The organism is Peredibacter starrii (assembly GCF_034259205.1).
Classification (GTDB): domain Bacteria; phylum Bdellovibrionota; class Bacteriovoracia; order Bacteriovoracales; family Bacteriovoracaceae; genus Peredibacter; species Peredibacter starrii.
The window spans coordinates 2,254,373-2,269,867 of the sequence record NZ_CP139487.1; the positions used below are offsets into that span (position 1 = coordinate 2,254,373).

General features: G+C 43.2%; 14 protein-coding genes. 9 read left to right on the forward strand and 5 right to left on the reverse strand.

Annotation, left to right across the window (positions count from 1 at the left end; all coding sequences use genetic code 11):
* Positions 1-29 precede the first annotated feature (29 nt).
* The gene (locus SOO65_RS11510; protein ID WP_321389794.1) at positions 30-1,250 is read left to right on the forward strand and encodes an FHA domain-containing protein; all 1,221 of its coding nucleotides are present in this window, start codon (positions 30-32) and stop codon (positions 1,248-1,250) included.
* Here the strand turns inward: SOO65_RS11510 and SOO65_RS11515 are convergent.
* A complete protein-coding gene (locus SOO65_RS11515; protein WP_321389797.1) occupies positions 1,247-2,923 on the reverse strand; it encodes a c-type cytochrome in 1,677 nt (558 codons plus the stop codon). The two genes, SOO65_RS11510 and SOO65_RS11515, sit on opposite strands and share 4 nt — an antisense overlap.
* Positions 2,924-3,122: 199 nt before the next feature.
* Positions 3,123-3,728, reverse strand: coding sequence for a response regulator (locus SOO65_RS11520; protein ID WP_321389801.1), 606 nt, complete (start codon positions 3,726-3,728; stop codon positions 3,123-3,125).
* Between the two features lie 140 nt (positions 3,729-3,868).
* Between SOO65_RS11520 and SOO65_RS11525 the strand changes: the two genes are divergently transcribed.
* The 3 genes from SOO65_RS11525 to SOO65_RS11535 are packed head-to-tail and all read left to right on the forward strand — an operon-like array spanning position 3,869 to position 5,951.
* Entirely contained in the window at positions 3,869-4,447 is a 579-nt protein-coding gene (locus SOO65_RS11525) for a hypothetical protein (RefSeq protein WP_321389803.1), read from the forward strand.
* A 27-nt stretch (positions 4,448-4,474) separates the two neighbouring features.
* Positions 4,475-5,293, forward strand: a complete 819-nt coding sequence (locus SOO65_RS11530) for a hypothetical protein (protein ID WP_321389806.1) — start codon at positions 4,475-4,477, stop codon at positions 5,291-5,293.
* Entirely contained in the window at positions 5,271-5,951 is a 681-nt protein-coding gene (locus SOO65_RS11535) for an alpha/beta hydrolase (protein ID WP_321389811.1), read from the forward strand. Before SOO65_RS11530 ends, SOO65_RS11535 begins: the two co-directional genes overlap by 23 nt.
* Here the strand turns inward: SOO65_RS11535 and SOO65_RS11540 are convergent.
* Positions 5,948-6,970 carry a hypothetical protein gene (locus tag SOO65_RS11540; RefSeq protein ID WP_321389813.1) on the reverse strand — a complete coding sequence of 341 codons (1,023 nt, stop codon included), beginning with the start codon at positions 6,968-6,970 and terminating at the stop codon, positions 5,948-5,950. The two genes, SOO65_RS11535 and SOO65_RS11540, sit on opposite strands and share 4 nt — an antisense overlap.
* A gap of 168 nt (positions 6,971-7,138) precedes the next feature.
* On the opposite strand from SOO65_RS11540, the gene SOO65_RS11545 reads away from it, so the two are divergent.
* From SOO65_RS11545 to SOO65_RS11560, 4 genes are all read left to right on the forward strand, one after another.
* Positions 7,139-9,886 (forward strand): 2-oxoglutarate dehydrogenase E1 component, encoded by a 2,748-nt coding sequence (locus SOO65_RS11545; RefSeq protein WP_321389816.1) that lies wholly within the window; start codon positions 7,139-7,141, stop codon positions 9,884-9,886.
* A gap of 19 nt (positions 9,887-9,905) precedes the next feature.
* Entirely contained in the window at positions 9,906-11,129 is a 1,224-nt protein-coding gene (odhB, locus tag SOO65_RS11550) for a 2-oxoglutarate dehydrogenase complex dihydrolipoyllysine-residue succinyltransferase (RefSeq protein WP_321389818.1), read from the forward strand.
* Between the two features lie 59 nt (positions 11,130-11,188).
* Complete coding sequence (gene lpdA, locus SOO65_RS11555; protein WP_321389822.1) at positions 11,189-12,592, forward strand: dihydrolipoyl dehydrogenase; 1,404 nt, start codon at positions 11,189-11,191, stop codon at positions 12,590-12,592.
* Between the two features lie 147 nt (positions 12,593-12,739).
* A complete protein-coding gene (locus tag SOO65_RS11560) occupies positions 12,740-13,360 on the forward strand; it encodes an ankyrin repeat domain-containing protein (protein WP_321389825.1) in 621 nt (206 codons plus the stop codon).
* Here SOO65_RS11560 and SOO65_RS11565 read toward each other — a convergent pair.
* Positions 13,349-13,747, reverse strand: a complete 399-nt coding sequence (locus SOO65_RS11565) for a hypothetical protein (RefSeq protein ID WP_321389828.1) — start codon at positions 13,745-13,747, stop codon at positions 13,349-13,351. The genes SOO65_RS11560 and SOO65_RS11565 overlap by 12 nt on opposite strands.
* A 117-nt stretch (positions 13,748-13,864) precedes the next feature.
* Here SOO65_RS11565 and SOO65_RS11570 point away from each other — a divergent pair, with 117 nt between their 5' ends.
* The gene (locus tag SOO65_RS11570; protein ID WP_321389831.1) at positions 13,865-15,082 is read left to right on the forward strand and encodes a GAF domain-containing sensor histidine kinase; all 1,218 of its coding nucleotides are present in this window, start codon (positions 13,865-13,867) and stop codon (positions 15,080-15,082) included.
* Here the strand turns inward: SOO65_RS11570 and SOO65_RS11575 are convergent.
* The gene (locus SOO65_RS11575; protein WP_321389834.1) at positions 15,069-15,488 is read right to left on the reverse strand and encodes a hypothetical protein; all 420 of its coding nucleotides are present in this window, start codon (positions 15,486-15,488) and stop codon (positions 15,069-15,071) included. The genes SOO65_RS11570 and SOO65_RS11575 overlap by 14 nt on opposite strands.
* Positions 15,489-15,495: the final 7 nt, after the last annotated feature.

Here is a 15,495-nt window from a genome sequence, read left to right on the forward strand (position 1 = left end):
ATCTTAACAATTGGTGTATCCTATTGGAAATGCGAATTGAAGTCACCGTTGGCTCTAACGAACCAACCATCTATCCACTGTCATTGCCCAAGATTACTGTCGGTTCATCTGACAATTGTGAAATTGTAATCACAACCAATGGGATTAGTCGTAAGCACATTACGATCGTTACTGAAAACGATTCTTACTTCATTATTGATCAGGGGAGTACGAACGGTAGCTTCATTAATGAAGAAAGACTTGTTCCTGGTAAGAAGACAGAATTTACTTCGTTCTTTCCAGTCCGCCTTGGTGATGACGTTACCATCAGCCTATTGAGTGATGAAGAAAAGCTGGACAAGATTCTTGTGCCACTTCGAGAAAAAACCGAGGCCTCGCGCCCTGATATTTCTCGTTCGGATATTACGTCGACGTCTTTGAATCGTAAGATGTTACGTCAGGATAAAACAGGAACTCACACGAATCTAAAAATTCCTAAACCTCCTGGAAAATCTAAAGCTGAACCTTCAGTCAGTGTGCTGGACCGAGCAAAAAAAATTAATGTCATTCCATTGGCCGCTTTTGGTATTCTCGCCTTTGCGGTTTATTGGAATTTATTTGTTATTGAGAAAGAACCGAATCCTGATGATCTGGCGAATGCTCCTCAACAGGAATTTAAAATTGAGAAGGCCATACCGGTTGAAAGGCCCGTCAGTCATCATGTACCGAAAGAAGAACTTCTTCCTAAAGAAGGTTTTGCTAAGTACCAAGCTGATCTGAAATGTGTCTCTGATGTTGAACAGTATTTCTGTAATCTCATTCCAGGGCTTAAAGTCGCTCCATACGGTGCGGTTCAATTTAAGTTGAATGTTTATTTAATGCTGGATGGGACACCTTATTTCGATGAGGCCAAGAAAAGCACAGATCCCTTTGCTCCCATCATAACTCCGGGAGTTTCTCCAGGAACGACGGTTGCTCAGGGTAACAATCAAGAAAAAGAAAGTTACACTGATACTCAATACAACATGGGAGTTTATCTTTTTCTGCTAAAGCATCTTCCAGAGTTGGATGAGGCCAAAACTCAAGACATGAACATTCTTGTGGCGTTTTATACTAAAAATTCGCCCAACACTCCTGTTAAGGTGATTGCTTTTACAAGCAAGGGATTCAACAAGTTGAAACCAACCTTAAAAGAAGATCAGCTGATTCAGATTCGTGGTGGCGGAGACTCTGCAATGGCCCCTCTGAAAGAGGCCATTGAGATTTATTAAAGTGTTTTAAGGAATTCAACCAACTCGCGTTTTTCCGTCTGAGAATAGATCTCTTGTCCGTCCTTCAGGAAAATTTTCTCATCATGTCCTAGATTCGAAAGTCCTTCTTTCCTTGCATCGTATAGGAAGTCCGGATCTTTTTTCCATTCGGCCGGGGCCTTTGATCCGATTGGATAACCAACACAATCCTGATCGAAATCACGTTCCTTATTTTTTGCCGGACCTGCGACATATGTTTTTGGACGAAGAGAACCACGAGTAAGAACCGCGCAGAGATTCGGAGCAGAGTTGTTATGGAAATACGGCCAGCGTGACCAGATTCCATCTAGCGGAGGTGGTACATAACCTTTTTGAGGTTCAACCACTGTTCCAATCGTTTTTGAGATGGCAAGGCGATTAAGATCGGCCGCAAAAGCTCTCATGCCCAGATAACGACCAGGATCAGTTCCCACGTCTCTCACTGGAGTTTTTTTATGGTAGGTGACTTTTGCATTCTGAATGAGTTCAGTTTGAGAGAGTCTCTCTGCGCCGGGGAGATCCCAACCTTTCTCATAGGTACCATGGCAGCGCTGGCATGATTGCACATAATGCTTTTGTCCTCTCTGTGCCATGGCAATATCGATAGAGTTTTCTCCGAAGAATTTTTCATAGCGGGGAGGTTTACTCGCGAATACCGCGGCCGTCAGGGCCTCAATCGTTTTATGATTTGAAGTTAACCAACCTTCTAATTCATGAAGATCAGTACCTCTTCCGATTTCATTCCAAAGGAAGTTTGTATGAACCGGGTTACCTGAAACAATTGAACCGTCTGATAGCCAACGGTTTTTATACTTAACGTTCCACCATACTGCCGGCTTACTGTCGGCCGCCTTTTTCTCGAGTTCATTTGGTCTTGGATGACGAAGAGATCTCTCAGTTCTAGAGGCATAAGCATCTTGTTCACGTTTTGAGAGGGAGAGTGCCACTTGAGCGAGAGACGTATCAAGGCCCACCGAGATGGGCTCACGAACTCCCACATATTTCAAATTATGCTTGGCCTTGACCAGAATTTGTCTTTCTCCTTCTGTCGCGTGAAGAAGATCTCTGAAAATGAATGTGTTTACATAGGGAGCGAGCATGGCCCCGCGACGGAAGAATTCATTGGCGCGAGGAAAACGGTTTGTCAGTCCTAAAACCTTTACTCCGAATAGATCAGAAGTGTGACAAGCGGCACATCCGAAAGTTAGGGCAACTCCGTCTGGCGTCTCCATGAGAGTAGCGCCCATCGGTAGTTCTTTTTCTTTTGATGTTAAAACCGGAAAAGCATTCGGTGTTTCAGTTTGAGTGTCAGTCGGGAAGTCATGAAGGCCCAACCACTTATAAACCTCATCCATGCTTTTAAATGGTGAAACGGTTTGAGTAAGTCTGTACAAGAGTTCACGAACCGGATCATTTGGTTTTGAATCGAAGAAATTTTTCAAAGGTTCATAAGGAATTCTAAGTTGGCTGACTGTCACTGGATAGAAAAGAGCGTGTCTTCGGCCATCCATGACTGTTTTTGAAAAGGCCCCTGGTGAAAGCTCGTAAATATTCTCTCGAGGACTCGTAACTTCAAAGTCCCTGGTCCAGTTGGGCTGGGCCAGAACCGAAGATGATATAGTAAATAAAAATAATTTAAGCAGGTGTTTTTTCATCGAAATATTTTTCTAGGCCGGACAACAAAGGTCAACTTCTCTTTTCTAACATTGCGAATGGGATTGAGTGTTAGAAAAAAAAACGTTTTGGTTGGTTGACGGGGGTCAGGTTTTTAAGAATCATGATTGGCGAAATCATAAGCCATGATTTCACCTCCCAGATTAATAAGGGCCATCGTCGTGACCGCGATGGCCTTTTTTATTTCTGATTCTGAATTTTAAGAAGTTCTGCCTCAAGCTTATCTGCATTCAAAGGCAATTGAAGGTAACCGTTAGCACCAGACGCAGTCTTGGCATGAAGCTTTGCTTTCTCAGGCGAGATCGCGCGCGCAAGGATCAAAGTTTTTGTGTGCGGAAATTTCTGTTTAATCTGAGCAGTCAATTGGTTCACTGCTTTTGCATTCACATCGTAGTTAAACACCACAACCTGAAATGTTTTTGAAGCAAGAAACTTATTCAACTCGGCCAGATCTTTTGCAAGATGATATTCAAATCCCTCGGGGAATTTGTCTTTGGACTTCTGGAAGAAATCAGACTGAAAATCGAAAAGAATCACAGGAAAAGAAGTTTTTGCTGCGACTGGTTTCACAGCTGCTTTAGCAACTGGAACAGGAGTCTTCGTTTGTGTTTTTGGTTTTTGAGCTAGAACTTTTTGAGCATACGTCTCACTATCAACGTCACCGACGTTGAACTCAAGTTCACTCGCGATATTGGCAAGGTCTTCTTCTTGTTTAAGCTTCTGCTTCTTTAGAGCGTTGAGGTCCAACACAACCGTTGGTTTGTCGTCCTCTTCAACATTCGACATCAGAGGGCTCCCATAGAACTGTATTTCAATATCTTACACCTATTCGGCTATTTTATCCTTGAGATTTAATAAGAAATACTTAAGAGCGTAAAGTAACTGTTCCTATGTCCGATAAGATTAATAAGGAAAGGTAATTATTAATGGCTTTTGACGATCTAGAACTCGAATTCGAAGACGAGGACGAGTCCAAAAAAAAGAAGTCAGATGCGGTCCATGAGGTCGTGGATCTTGAATTCCATGCCTCTGAAGCGTCTAAAAAGACCCCTCAGGCAGTGCCTGCCCGGGGACCGGCCACTTCACCCAATATTCCTAAAATACAAAATAAGATCGCAGAAGTTAAGAAACTAGCTGAGGCCCGCCCCACCAGTTCTCCCGCTCCTGTTCAACGCCCCACTAAGGTTTCTTCCATGTCCCAGTCCAATCCTTCGATTCAAGGTGCAACCGCTCTTAAAGAAGACAATGTTGTCGATTTAGAATCATCGCAGGTCGTTCAACTCCGCGAGCAAGTTCGAAAAGTGGAATTTGAAGCAGAGGTTAAAGTCGCTGTCGCTGAATTTAAGGCAGAGGTTTTGGGCGAAATGCTTGGCGATATGAAACTTCTCGAACATCAAATCGGGCAGTTGCTCGCTCGCATCAATGCTAAACATCCTGACGTCAAACAAGAAGCACTGATGATAAAAAAGCTTCTTGCCGATTTCACTGCTAAAAAAAGAAAATAAGCTCATACCTTCTTCAAGGATGAACTTATGCCACTTCTTTTAGTTCTTCTGTCCTTTGTAAGCTTTGCCTTCGCCGGATTTGATAAAGTAACAATCAAGAATTTGGAGCTGGCCTACAGTGCCCCTCACGGAAAAGGCACGGTGGAGAAAGTGACTCTTGGATTTTCTCTTGCCCCAGAAATTTATCCAATTGAGGTGAATCGCACTGCTGATTCCTTCGAACTCATGACTCCTTTTCTGGATGTGGCATGGAGAAATCCCTGGAAGTTCTTCCATGATCTGGAGAAACTCGAGACCAGAAAATTTAATCTCAGCGCGGGCGGAACAAAACACACTCTATCGACTCCATATCTTTCCATGCAACCACAAGAGCGGGGAGAGTATAAAGCTGAAAATGTCTCGGCCTCTTGTGAAGGTACATTCACTGGAAAATTAGACATCAGATTATTTGAGGACTGTCGTGAGAAGATGAATGTGGTGGCAAAGAGATTCGATGTCCCCACTGATTTTATTCTCTATCGTATTCTTCACGATGCTCCATCAGTGCCTCGGGAGATTGATGTTCCGACCTATGATCTGGAATTTAATTCGAAGAAGGGGGATTATTCACTTTTCTTCACCTTCAAGTATATTTTCCTCGCAAGACTTCGCGCATATGGACATTTTCAATACGAAAATAATTATAAAACTATCGCCATTAGAGTGGATCAGGTAAAATTCGGCTATCTTCCAGTGACAAGTTTTGTCTTAAGAAGACTAAAAGAAATTAACACCAATCCAAATGTGACGGTAGACCCTCCTTGGATTCGAATCAATGTAGGAAATGATGAAGGCCAATCGAACTAATATTGCAGGAATTGAAACTTTGACTGTTTTGGGTGAAGACCCAAGTGTGGCCGTAATCATGCTTCATGGTTACGGCGCTAATATGAATGACCTTTTCCCCCTGTGGGAATTGTGGCACGAAGAAAAGTTCAACTGGTATTTTCCGAATGGAGTTCTTCCTCTGCCTATGGGCTATTACGAAGGACGTTCTTGGTTTTCTATTGATATGGAAAAACTTGAGAAGGCCATGCGCGAAGGCACTCATCGCGATATGAAGGGTTCTGTCCCTCCGGAGTTAGACACAACTCTTCAGATGCTTGAGCATTTTGTCAGTGAAGTTTCTAAAAAACATAAGACCGTTATCCTGGGTGGATTTTCTCAAGGGGCCATGTGCACGTCGCATTTGGCAATGAAGGAGAGTTTGAAGTTAGATGGAATTGTTCTTCTATCTGGTGCTCTTCTTGCGGAAGACAAATTTCCTAAGGCGGCCCGAGCTCTTCCATTTTATCAGTCTCATGGCACACAGGATCCAATTCTTTCCATCGACGGAGCAAGAGATCTTGAAAAGAAGCTTCACTCGATGAATTTCACAGGAAAACTCCATGAGTTCAGAGGTGGACACGAAATCCCGGCCTCAGTCATTCATGAAGTAAAAATCTTTTTAAAACAATTTGTTTAATGTCTAAGAAGTAAATGAACTGTATCTTCCGTGGAACGCCCAAAGCTTTCACGGATGATCTCAAAGTTCTGATTGAATCTCGCACCACGAACCCCATAGTTCGAACCACAATATCCGCCGTAAATGTCCTTGATGTCCCAAAGATCTTTGACCGGATCGAGTCTTTCCGGATCTGCATATAAATAACGATAGTCTTTTGATGAAGTGAGAAACTCGTAAGAGAGTGTCAGCATCAATGAGGCCGCATAGGCCATATCTTTAGTCGCGCCTTCTTGCTCGAGTGACATGGCAAGGAAAAGCGGAACATAGAAGTGATAGATGTTGCGATTAAGGTGTTTGACGATTTCTGGTGGATAGAAAAGTTCACGGAAGTGTTCTTCTGAATTATCCAGAATCATATTAATGGTATCGATCACGCGACCTAACCATTCTTTATTGTTTTGAAAATTGGCGTTGCCGCGAGTTCCGGCCGTCTCTAAATAGGCGAGGTGGAGTTTCATGATGGAAGTGTCCTGAAACAATGTCGCCATGACGAGAGCCGTCATGTAAGGAGTCTTGTAATAACTTTGAGTAATTGCCCAAATATTTGGTCTCTCCGCCCGATTCACCAAATAACCATATAATCTTTGATTAAGATCATTCAGATATTGGCCAGTTCGAGGATTATTTAGAAGGACCAGAAGATTTGATTTAAAGGCCACGAATACAAATGAGCTGGGAGTCCAGCTTTCTTCACCACCTGGAGCAGGGGCGCGAAGTTTATCATGGGAAAAAATGATGTCGTAATCGAGAAGATCGATCATTTTCCTCACGGCCGCTCGACATGGGGCCTTTTCTCTCTCTAGCATATAGCGGTCACAGCGTTTTCCGATGACTGATGCCAGTGCTAGATTTCTGACACCTTCTTGTTCAGTAATAAATCGGAGTAAACCATTTGAACGACGAAGCGCAGTATTGCTAGTCGCAAAAACATTCACTGATAAAACCAAGAATGCGAGTACGAGAAAAAATAATTTCATGTAGGAAGCTTACTTGGCATACTCTAATGGTCAACTAAAATGAACTCACATTTCGCGTTAAGTCACCAATTCTTAACATTTGAAATTTCTGGGTTTTAAGATTTTCACTCGAAGTCAGATGTCTTATAATATCCGCAAACATCAACCCACTTTTACGAGTTAAATCTTATGACAGTTTCCAATGATTACTCCTATGTTTCATCTTCCGATAACGCTTTCATCGACAGCCTTTATACTGACTTTAAGAAAAATCCAGATTCAGTGGATTCTTCATGGCGCCAGTTTTTCCGTGGCGTTGAATTCGGTTTAAACCGTCCGGCCGAAGGTCAAGAAGCTGGTGGAGCAGTCGTTGGAAATCTTGGAAAAGAATTTAAAGTTTATCGTTTGATCGATGCTTACCGTTCACGCGGACATTTAATTTCTACGACGAACCCTATTCGTGAACGCATGAATCGTTTTCCTCGTCTTGAGCTTGAAGATCATGGTTTGACTTCTGCTGACCTTGAAGAAACTTTTGGTATTGGTGAAGTTGTAGGTCTTAAGAATGCAAAACTAAAAGATATCATTGGTCACCTTCGTAACATCTACTGCAGCACAATCGGTGTTGAGTATATGCACTCTAACGACACTGAAATTCGTGAGTGGTTCCAGAAGAAATTCGAAAACCAAGCAGCAGATAGAAACTTTGGTATCGATAAGAAAAAAAGAATTCTAACTAAACTTAACGAAGCAGTTGCTTTCGAAAACTTCCTTCATACAAAATACGTTGGTCAAAAACGTTTCTCACTTGAAGGCGGAGAAAATACAATCCCAGCATTAGACGCCATCATCAATAAATCTGCCACTCATGGTGTAGAAGAAGTTGTGATCGGTATGGCCCACCGTGGTCGCTTGAACGTTCTGGCAAACGTGATGGGTAAAACATACGAATACATCTTCAATGAATTTGAAGGCCAGGCAACTCCGGACCTTACAATGGGTGACGGAGACGTGAAGTACCACATGGGTTACGCTTCACAAGTTACGACAACAGGTGGCCAGAAAGTTTATCTAAAACTTATGCCGAACCCTTCTCACCTTGAAGCGGTTTCAGCGGTTGTTCTTGGTTACTCTCGTGCTCAAGGCGACACTCTTTACAAAGAAGATCCAAATAAGATTCTTCCAATCATCATCCACGGTGACGCTGCAGTAGCGGGCCAGGGTATCTGTTACGAAACTGTTCAGATGTCGGCCCTAAAAGGTTACAATGTTGGTGGAGCGGTTCACTTCGTGATTAACAACCAAGTTGGTTTCACGACTGACTTCGATGATGCTCGTTCATCAATCTATTCAACTTCAGTTGCTCGCGTTCTTGAAACTCCGGTGATTCACGTTAACGGTGATGATGCTGAAGCTGTTGTGTACGCAGTTGAACTAGCTTCTGAATTCAGGGCCAAGTTCCACAAAGATATTTTCGTAGATATGGTTTGTTACCGTAAGCACGGTCACAACGAGTCTGATGAGCCTAGATTCACTCAGCCTAAGTTCTACGCTCTAATTTCTAAACACGCTAACCCTCGTGAAGTTTATAAAGATAAACTTATCGAAGGGAAACAAATCGAAGCGCAACTTGCTGTGACGATGGAAGAACAATTCAAAAATCTTCTTCAAGAGCGTTTCAATATGGTGAAGCAGAAGCCGCTTCCATACCTTTATCAGAAGCCTGAAGAGCAGTGGAAGGCCTTCCGTCGTTCTACTCCGAAAGACTTCGACTATTCTCCGAAGACAGCGATCACGCTTGATACAATGGAGAAAGTTCTTAAAGGTCTGACTTCACTTCCTGCGAATTTTAAACCTATTCAGAAGATCGATAAGCTTCTTGAAGAGAGATCGAAGCGTTTTGCTGACGATCAACTTGACTGGGCACTGGCCGAGCACATGGCCTACGGTTCACTTCTTCTTGAAGGCATTAACGTTCGTATGTCAGGTCAGGACTGTATTCGTGGTACATTCTCTCACCGTCACGCGGGTGTGGTTGATGAGAACTCAAACACTCGTCACATCTTCCTTCAGAACTTTGCTGAGAAGCAAGGTAAGTACAAAATCTATAACTCACTTCTTTCTGAGTACGCAGTACTTGGATTTGAATACGGTTACTCACTAGGCTCTCCTCAGTCTCTTGCGATCTGGGAAGCTCAATTTGGTGACTTCGCTAACGGCGCTCAGACAATCATTGACCAGTTCATCTCTTCTGGAGAGTCGAAGTGGCAAAGACAATCAGGTGTTGTGATGATGCTTCCACACGGTTACGAAGGTCAGGGGCCTGAGCACTCGAATGCTCGTCCTGAGCGTTTCCTTCAGCTAGCTGCTGAGTGGAACATGGTAGTAGCAAACCTTACTACTCCGGCGAACATTTTCCATGCTCTTCGTCGTCAAGTGAAGTGGGACTTCCGTAAGCCACTTGTTATCTTCACGCCGAAGTCACTTCTTCGTCACCCTGATTGTGTTTCTCCTAAGAAGGACCTTATGGAAGGTTCGTTCCAAGAGATCATCGATGATGCTGACGTGAACGCTAAAGACGTTAAACGTCTTATTATGTGTACTGGTAAGGTGTTCTACGATCTAAAAGCAAAACAACAAAAAGATAAGCGTAAAGACGTGGCGATTGTTCGTCTTGAGCAACTTTACCCAATGCCAGAAGAGCAAAGCTGGAAGCTTCTTGAGAAATACAAGAACGCTGAGAAAGTGTGGGTACAAGAAGAGCCGAAGAACATGGGTGCTTTCACATTCCTACGTCGCTATGTTCAGTTTGATGATTTCAAACTGATTGCTCGTAAGTCTTCTGCTTCTCCTGCGACTGGATACGCAAGTGTTCACGCTCAAGAGCAGGCGAAGATCGTGAATGGCGCTTTCGCAGATAAAATTGAATCAGTATAAGCTGTTAAAAGGATAAGTTATGGTTGATGTAAAAGTTCCAAGTGTTGGTGAATCCATTTCTGAAGTAACGATCGCGAGCTGGCTTAAAAAAGACGGCGACATTGTTAAATTAGATGAAGCTATTTGTTCAATTGAATCAGATAAAGCGACACTAGAAATCTCTGCTCCCAAAGCAGGTAAATTGAAAATTTTAGTTAAAGAAGGCGAGACTGTTGCTATCGGTACAAAAGTTGCTGAAGTAGATGAAACGGCTTCTGCTGGTGCCTCAGCGCCGGCCGCTGCCGCTCCTGCTCCTGCGCAAGAGGCTCCCAAGGCCGCTGCGGCCCCGGCTTCAACTGGTGGCGATAAGAATTATCCATCTCCAGCTGCTTCTAAAATCCTTGCTGAGAAGGGTGTAGACGCTTCTTCGGTTCAAGGTTCTGGTAAAGATGGCCGCATCACTAAAGCGGACGCTATGGGTGCTCAGGCAGCTCCTGCAGGTGCAACTGCTTCAGATTCATCTCTTAAATCTCTCGCTCACCAGACAATGGCATCATCTTTCTCTCGCGAAATTCGTCGTGAGAAAATGACTGGTCTTCGTAAGACCATCGCTTCTCGTCTCGTTGCTGCTAAGAATACAACGGCAATGCTCACAACTTTCAACGAAGTTGATATGAGTGCTGTTATGGAACTTAGAAAGAAATATAAAGATTCATTCAAAGACAAGCACGGTGTTGGTCTTGGCTTCATGAGCTTCTTCACAAAAGCTGCTTGTGCTGCCCTTAAACAATACCCGGCCGTAAATGGCATGATTGATGGTAACGAAATCGTTTTCCACAACTATGCTGACGTTGGTGTTGCTGTATCAACTCCAAGAGGTCTAGTGGTTCCGGTAATCCGTAACGCTGAATCTATGGGAATGGCGGCGATTGAATCAAAAATCATTGAGCTTGCGACTCGCGCTCGTGACGGTAAAATTACAATTGAAGAAATGCAGAACGGAACATTCACTATTACAAACGGTGGTATCTTCGGTTCAATGCTTTCAACTCCGATCCTGAACGCTCCTCAATCAGCGATTCTTGGTCTTCACAATATCGTTGAGCGTCCAGTAGCGGTCAACGGTCAAGTCGTGATCCGTCCGATCATGTATCTTGCTCTTTCTTACGATCACCGTATTATCGATGGTCGTGAGTCAGTTTCATTCCTAAAAGCAGTTAAGGAAATGATCGAAGATCCTGCTCGTCTTCTTCTTGATATCTAATTCTTAGTTTAATCAGGGGCCCTTTTTGTAAGGGCCCATTTTTTTCAGGTGTATTATTTATGGAACAGTTTGATGTAGTAGTTATTGGCTCGGGTCCTGGTGGATATATTGCTGCCATTCGCGCGGCCCAACTTGGTTTTAAAACGGCCATCGTTGAAAAATATAAGACCCTTGGTGGAACATGTACAAACGTTGGTTGTATCCCATCTAAGGCGTGGTTAGATTCTTCTGAAAGATATCATGAACTGACTCATTCATTTGACGTTCACGGAATCACTGCCTCAGGTGTGAAGCTTGATGTGGTGAAGATGGGTGATCGTGTGGCGAAGGTTGTTGCTGACAACACAAGTGGCCTGAACTTTCTTATGAAGAAAAACAAGATCACAGTATTTCAGGGCCTTGGTTCTTTCAAAGACAAGAACACAATCTCTGTTAAAGGTGATTCTGAAACAAAAGAAATTCAGGGTAAAAATATTATTATTGCCACTGGTTCTAAACCTTCATCTCTTCCAAATGTAAAAATTGATAAAGAAAGAATCATCACTTCGACTGAAGCTTTGAAACTTAAAGAAGTTCCAAAGCACATGATCGTAATTGGTGGTGGTGTTATTGGTCTGGAGATGGGCTCAGTATTTAAGCGCCTGGGTGCAAAAGTTTCTGTGGTTGAATTCGCTGATTCCATCATCGCGACTATGGATGCTGACCTTGGAAAAGAGCTTAACAAAGTTCTAAAAAAAGAAGGCATGGAGTTCTATCTTGGCCACGGCGTAACAGATGTTATCCGTAAAGGTAATGAGCTAACAGTTAAGGCCAAGGCAAAAGCTGATGGCTCTGAAGTTGAACTTAAAGGCGACTACGTGCTTGTGGCCGTAGGTCGTCGTCCATACACTGAGGGCCTAAACCTTGAGGCCGCGGGCCTTCAAGTTGATGAGCGCGGACGTGTGGCCGTGAATGATCACCTTCAAACTGCTGTACCTCATATCTACGCCATTGGTGACGTGGTTAAAGGTGCCATGCTTGCTCATAAAGCTGAAGAAGAAGGCGTTTATGTGGCCGAGCTTATCGCGGGCCAGAAGCCTCACGTAAACTACAACTTGATTCCAGGTGTTGTTTATACTTGGCCAGAGGTTTCAGCAGTTGGTGCTACTGAACAAGAGCTAAAACAAAATGGTGTTCAATATAAGGTAGGGAAGTTCCCATTCGTGGCCTCTGGTCGCGCCAGAGCTTCAAATGAGAAAGATGGTTTCATCAAGGTTCTTGCTGATAAAAACACAGACGAGATCCTGGGTGTTCACATGATCGGTCCACGAGTGGCCGACCTTATTGCAGAAGCAGTGATCGCGATGGAATTCCGTGCTTCGGCCGAAGATATCGGTCGCTCATGCCACGCTCACCCAACTTATGCTGAGGCCTTCAAGGACGCTTGTTTAGCGGCCTCTGAAAACCGCGCTCTGAACATGTAATTCTCCTTCGGGCACCTTCTAAAGGTGCCCGATTTCAGATACTTAATGCACTTTTACTTTCACTGGCGAAAGTGATTAAACTTTGATCATACTACAAAGCTTTTTCACTCTTAAACCCATTCATCTTTATTCGTTTTACAATAGGGCATGCGATTTATTTTGATGCTGTCCCTACTTACTTTTTCATTTTCTGGATTTGCCCAATCGAAGGCCACTCAGAAACTGTTTAAATCCATTCAAAAAAACGATGTAGTGCTTGCTCAAAGCGCGCTCTTAGAAGGTGCGGATGTGAATGGCATTGATGACTTTAAAAAACCTACAACCACAGTTCTTATAGAAGCGGTAAAACATAAACGAGATAAAATTGTGTCTCTGCTGTTAGGCTCCCGCGCAGATGTGAATCAACGAAGTCCTAAAGATTTCCTGACTGGTCTCATGATTGCTTCCAAGAACAATGATGCTCGCATTTTGAAGATTCTCCTCGCAAGCGATGCTGATGTTAATTTAGAAAATCTAAGAGGCGAAACGGCCCTTCATATTGCGGCCTTTAATAATTCAACCGACGCAGGAAAACTTCTCATTTCTTCTCGTGAAATTGACGTGAATGCGGGTGGGGAAAATTGTGCACTTGTAACCGCCGCCAAAGAAGGTCATTCAGGTATGACAATTCTTTTAAAGAGCGTAGTGAATCCGGTTTGTCTTGAAAAAGCACTTCAGAGTGCAGAGAAAAATAACAAAGATGTGATCGTCAGAATTTTAGGCCGCTAGATTCATTTCAGAGTATTTCTTCGCTTCCAACCATTCTTTTACTTTGTCTGCATTATCGATAAAAAAGTAGGTCTTCTTACCTGTTTTGGTTTTAATCGTAAGACTTGCGAAGGACTGTTTTTCCTCACTGACTTCAACACTCAAAATATCTTCGTATCGAATGGAATGCTTGAAAGAAAAAAACTGACTATGCAGCTCGTGCTCATCAAAAAAGACCTGGTGACGAAGATCGTAAGTAACGAAGCTTAGGATCATGAGAGAGAGAAATCCACCAAGCACCATCACACTTAAGTTTGTGATTTCAGAGGGCCCTAATTTGACGATGGCATAGCATTGAATGGCATAACAGAAGACGATAAAGGGGACCACTCGGACCATATGATCCAAATGCTTCTCTCGGGTAACTTGCAATGATTTTTTTACCTCGTTCATTGTTTGTCTATTCGGAGTTATTTTTGGTTTTATGAGAGAATTTTTTGAACTCAAAAAAGGACCTGAAAATAGATGACTAAATTCGACGAATCTTGGGAACTGCACCGTCTGATGGAGCTCAAATCTTATGAGATCCTGGATACTGAAAGAGAACCCGCCTTTGATCAAATAACCTCATTAGCTTCCGTTATTTGCGGAACACCGATAGCAGTTATTAGTCTTTTGGATGCCCAAAGACAGTGGTTTAAATCTGCAGTTGGCCTTGACGCCACTGAGACTCCTCGTTGTGTTTCTTTCTGTGATCATGCCATCCGACAAGACGGCATCATGGAAATTTCAGATGCAACTTCTGATCCACGCTTTAGTGGTAATCCACTGGTGATTGATGCTCCATATATACGTTTTTATGCTGGTGCACCTTTAATCTCTCCTAATGGACATGCACTTGGCACTTTATGTGTCATTGATGATAAACCCGGCTCTCTTTCTGAAAAGCAAAAGGCCTCGCTCATGCATCTTGCCGAGCAGGTTGTGGCCCAAATGGAACTTCGTAAGAAGAATCTTGAATTGACCGCGGCCAAAAGAAAGCTTGAAGACCAGCAAGAGCTTTTGATCAATAAGGCGAAACTTCAAACCATTGGAGAACTGACTGGTGGAATCTGTCATCAAATCAGTAATCCTCTGACCATCATTGTTGGTCGCGCAATGATGCTTCGTTTGCGACTGAAAGAAAAAGATGTCGCAAGCAAAGAAGAAATCATGAGTGAGCTCGATGTGATTGATCAAACCGTCAATCGCGTCTCGAGTGTCTTAAAAGCACTTAAGACCTATTCCAAAGATATGGGGGAGGAAGTCACTGAATGCCATTTGGAAGATTTGGTGGAAGATAGTCTGCTGCTCATGAAGAGTCGTATGGATAAGATTGAAGTAGATATCGACACTGAAAAACGTCTCAAAATTAAAGTGAATAAGAATCAACTTACCCAGGTGATCTTAAATGTCATAGGGAACTCGGTTGAGGCCCTCGAGAATCATGGCAATAAACAGATTTCTGTTTCGGCCTGGAGTGACGATAAGCACGCTTACCTTGATATTAAGGACAATGGGCCCGGCATTAAAAACACCGACGCACAAAACGTGTTCGTTCCGTTCTTTTCAACGAAGCCACTTCATTTTGGGATTGGACTTTCGAATGCCAAAGCATACCTAGAGCAAAATCAAGGGAAACTCCTGCTCTTAAAAGAGCAGGGTCCTACTACATTTAGGATTCAAATTCCTAAGGCCTCTTAGATTTCTTTTTTTGAATATAGTTTTCGATCAATTCCGGTGAATCCACATGGTGAAGCCGGATTGTACTTCCGTCATGGGCGTGAAGAGTCACTTGTGCATAGTGAAAACGCGACTTCTTAATCTCTACGTGAACCACATTCTGATAAAGCATTTCTTCTTTGATCTTCAAAAGATCAAAGCGGGCCTCAATGTAATTGGGTTTCAGGATCACTTTGTGATGAATATCGTAAAAGTGATACAGAAGAATAATCAGTGCCAGACCCACACCTAAGAAAACATTCATGTCATTTGAGAGGTGAGGAGGGGCAAACTTCTGATAAATGTAAACTTGTGCGAGGTAAAGGACGACAAGGAACGGGGTCAAGCGCGCCATGTAGCGCTGATGATTGTTACGAGTGATTTGCATTAAAAAC

Bases quoted from the DNA above. Each gene is read 5' to 3' on its own strand.
- SOO65_RS11560 (WP_321389825.1), top strand. From the start codon at position 12,740: ATGCGATTTATTTTGATGCTGTCCCTACTTACTTTTTCATTTTCTGGA.
- SOO65_RS11510 (WP_321389794.1), top strand. From the start codon at position 30: ATGCGAATTGAAGTCACCGTTGGCTCTAACGAACCAACCATCTATCCA.
- SOO65_RS11535 (WP_321389811.1), top strand. From the start codon at position 5,271: ATGATGAAGGCCAATCGAACTAATATTGCAGGAATTGAAACTTTGACT.
- SOO65_RS11520 (WP_321389801.1), bottom strand. From the start codon at position 3,728: ATGTCGAATGTTGAAGAGGACGACAAACCAACGGTTGTGTTGGACCTC.
- SOO65_RS11570 (WP_321389831.1), top strand. From the start codon at position 13,865: ATGACTAAATTCGACGAATCTTGGGAACTGCACCGTCTGATGGAGCTC.
- odhB (WP_321389818.1), top strand. From the start codon at position 9,906: ATGGTTGATGTAAAAGTTCCAAGTGTTGGTGAATCCATTTCTGAAGTA.
- SOO65_RS11515 (WP_321389797.1), bottom strand. From the start codon at position 2,923: ATGAAAAAACACCTGCTTAAATTATTTTTATTTACTATATCATCTTCG.
- SOO65_RS11525 (WP_321389803.1), top strand. From the start codon at position 3,869: ATGGCTTTTGACGATCTAGAACTCGAATTCGAAGACGAGGACGAGTCC.
- lpdA (WP_321389822.1), top strand. From the start codon at position 11,189: ATGGAACAGTTTGATGTAGTAGTTATTGGCTCGGGTCCTGGTGGATAT.
- SOO65_RS11540 (WP_321389813.1), bottom strand. From the start codon at position 6,970: ATGAAATTATTTTTTCTCGTACTCGCATTCTTGGTTTTATCAGTGAAT.
- SOO65_RS11545 (WP_321389816.1), top strand. From the start codon at position 7,139: ATGACAGTTTCCAATGATTACTCCTATGTTTCATCTTCCGATAACGCT.
- SOO65_RS11575 (WP_321389834.1), bottom strand. From the start codon at position 15,488: ATGCAAATCACTCGTAACAATCATCAGCGCTACATGGCGCGCTTGACC.
- SOO65_RS11530 (WP_321389806.1), top strand. From the start codon at position 4,475: ATGCCACTTCTTTTAGTTCTTCTGTCCTTTGTAAGCTTTGCCTTCGCC.